The 3,281-nt window shown below is 34.1% G+C and carries 2 protein-coding genes; both read left to right on the forward strand.

From position 1 onward, the window contains the following. Positions 1–1,889: phage tail tape measure protein (locus tag ACRDDY_RS07325; RefSeq protein ID WP_438564294.1), on the forward strand; the 1,889-nt coding region annotated here is incomplete at its 5' end. A gap of 344 nt (positions 1,890–2,233) precedes the next feature. Next, positions 2,234–3,184: a phage tail tape measure protein gene (locus ACRDDY_RS07330; protein ID WP_438564295.1), complete on the forward strand. Its 951-nt coding sequence runs from the start codon at positions 2,234–2,236 to the stop codon at positions 3,182–3,184. Positions 3,185–3,281 lie beyond the last annotated feature (97 nt).

A 3,281-nucleotide genomic window follows, 5' to 3' on the forward strand; every position in this document is an offset into this window, starting at 1 on the left:
GTCAATTAGACGAATTTAAGAATAAAGTAAAAGATGATAAAGTTCCGATAAAACTTGACATAGAAAATGTTAAAGAGGAGGCATTATCACTTAAGAGAGCTATATCTAATGCATTTAAACTAGATGACGGAACATTAGGTAATTTAAAACAGGTTGAAAGTACAATTAAGCAAATAAATGTTTTATTAAAAAACCAATCTAACTTGGTCAATAAGAGTAATAACGATAAAAACAATGAGCTTATTTCTACTGATAATTCTAAAAAAGCGATAGAAGATATAGAAAAGAATACCAGTAAGTTAGAACAAGCATTAAAGAATCAATATGAAGTAATCAACAAAGATTACAAAAATAATACTGACTTAACTATATCTGGTATCAATGAGCAAGAATTATCTAAGATGAAAGAGTTTATTAGGTTATCTCAACTTATGGGTAAAGCATCCAAAGAAAATGGGAATATGCTTTCACCAGATAAGTCAATTAGTCAATACCTGGCTCTAAGTAAACAAATAGATGCTATTCAGACCAAGATATATAAGACTGGTACAGATGGTAAAGATGCGAGTGCTTTAGTTAAGGAATTAGAACTATTAGAAAAGAAGAGAAATCAGTTAAATGATTTAATTGATGTTAATTCTAAATATATGCAACAAGAATTAAAACTACAACAAGCTAGAAAAAATAGTAATGTTGCAGCTATTGATTCTAATGAAAAGGTCAAGGACTTAAAAGCAGAACAAAAAGCTACGGAAACATTAGAAAAATCATACAAGCAATTGGATACAATTCAAGAAAAATTGTCTTCAATGCAGAAGTCAAAAGGTTTCTTAGACAATGATATGATTGAAAGAACTAATGCCTTATTATCTGAAACTAGAACTAAGTTAGATAGCAATGGAATCCAATCAGATTTTAGAGAGGTTAGTAACTCAGTAGAATTATTAAACTCCAATCTTAGAGAATTAAATACTGGGAATACACTAAGCAGACAAGAAACTGTATTCAATGCTTCTTTACAAAATATGGAGAGTAGAATTGATAGTTTTATTGACAAGTGTAGAGAAATGGGTAATGCTGACCATCTTATTGAACGTGTTGAACAAGCATTTAGAAGTATAGATACTAGCAACATAGAAAGAGCAAATGTTGATTTAAGACAGATGACTACTACAATGCAACAAGCCGAGCGTGAGGCGAGACAACTATCTTCTACTATGAATAATGGTAGAACTTTCTTTGGAGATTTTGGGTCAGAGTTTCGAGATAATTTATTTACTTTTACAGCAGGTGAATTATTAGCGGATGGAATTAGAAGTTTAGGACAGTCATTAAAAACTCTTGTTATGGAAACAGATGCTGCAATGACAAACTTAAAGAAGGTTGCTAATCCTGAAGACATAATGAATACTAGTCAATTAGATGCTATTCAAAACAAGGCCAATGAAATAGCTAAAAATGTAGGCCAGAGTTCTCAGGATACTATTCAAGCTATAGCAGATACTGTTCAAATGGCTGGACTTGGAATGAAGGAATCTATACTAGTTGCAGAACAAACTATGAAACTTGCTAATGTTACTGAAATGACTCAGCAAAAAGCAAGTGAAGGTGTAGTAACTATGTTATCTGCATTTAATCTAGACCCTTTAAAAGAAATACCAATAGTTGTTGATGGTGTGACGCAATCTACCAGTGAAATGGTCAATGCGTTTGATATGATAAATATGGTAGGTAATAATTTTGCAATTTCATCTGATGGAATATTAGATGCTATAACCTCTGGCGCTAACGTTCTGTCAGCATATGGCATTTCTATGGAAAATACTATAGCTATGATAGGCGCAGCCAACACCACCTTACAAAATAGTAACAAAGTAGGAAACGGATAGACAATTAGTCCCTTTATGCAGAAATGTATATAGCAAACTCCTTTAATTCATGGGAACTCCTAACTAGTAATGTTGAGGACAATCATGAGCCAAGACCATAGAATATGGTAAGGTGCAACGACTAGAGAGAAATCTCGTACCTGCAAGTGTGGGGAAATGGGGAGCATCCGAAAGGATGATGATATAGTCTAATCTTATAGGAAACTATAAGCAGTTCATAAGAGAACGATATAAGAGTAACGAACTTATATGAATATAATGTAAAAACAATAGCGATAAACCTTGCCGGGATAAAAACATCGGCAGATACTGGAGAATTAAGTCTAAATAAAACTGCCCTTGCGCTGAGGGAAGTTGCAAAAATAGATATATTTGCCGATAAAAAAGCAAATAAGTTAAAAGATATGACTACTGTAATTGAAGAGCTTGCTGCTAAGTGGGAAGGGTTCAATGACGTAGAGAGAGCTGGAATAGCTGAAGCTGTCGCAGGTAAACAACAGGCAGCTGTATTCCAGTCATTAATGCAAAACTTTGATGTAATGAAAGAAATACAAGGTGAACTTGCTAATGGCGAACACTGGCAATCTATGGAAAAAGAAAACTCGGCTTATGTCGATAGTTTAGCTGGCCAGCTAAATAAGCTGAAAGAAACTTGGGTTGGAATATTTAATACTATTTTTAGTTCTGATGCTACTAAAAGTATTATTAAAGGTTTAGTTGCTATCTCGGAAGCAATCGCCCTTGTAGTTACTAAGTTAGATGAGGTCGGAATGCTAACTCCTATGTTAACTGTATTAGGAACAGTGTTAGCAGGAAAAGTCTTTAAAGGATTCTTAGGTTTTGGGAATGCTTTAAGAGGTACTACCAATGCTGCACAAGGAGCTGTAAACATAATTCCTGCACTTGCAGAAGGACTTGGAAGATTTGGACTAATAGGAACTAGAGCTGGGGTTAACCTTCTTGAATTTGGAGAGGCTACTGGATTGGCATCTTTAAGTTTATCAGGATTGATGCCTTGGGTAGTTGGAGCAACTGTCGCTGTTGGAGGATTGGCAATAGCATATGACTATTTTAATGAGTCATTGAACGAAGAGAAACAAAGGTTAGAAGAGTCTATTTCTACTAGAAAAAGTGAAATTGACAGTATCGAACAACAAAAGAAATCTCTTGGTGAAATTGCCGATGAGTATGATAAGTTAAAAAATAAACCCGCTAAGACTAATGATGAAGTTGAAAGATTAAAAGAGCTTACCAATGAAGTTGCTAAAATTATGCCAGAATTAATTATAGGGTAATGATGCCCTAGTTGTCGAGTAATCGGCTTCTAAAAACACAGATTTAATTGCAGGTAATTCCTAAAGCCTTACACCACAATATGGGAGAAATCACCAT

The sequence above is a fragment of the Clostridium sp. genome (assembly GCF_051656525.1).
GTDB lineage: Bacteria > Bacillota > Clostridia > Clostridiales > Clostridiaceae > Clostridium.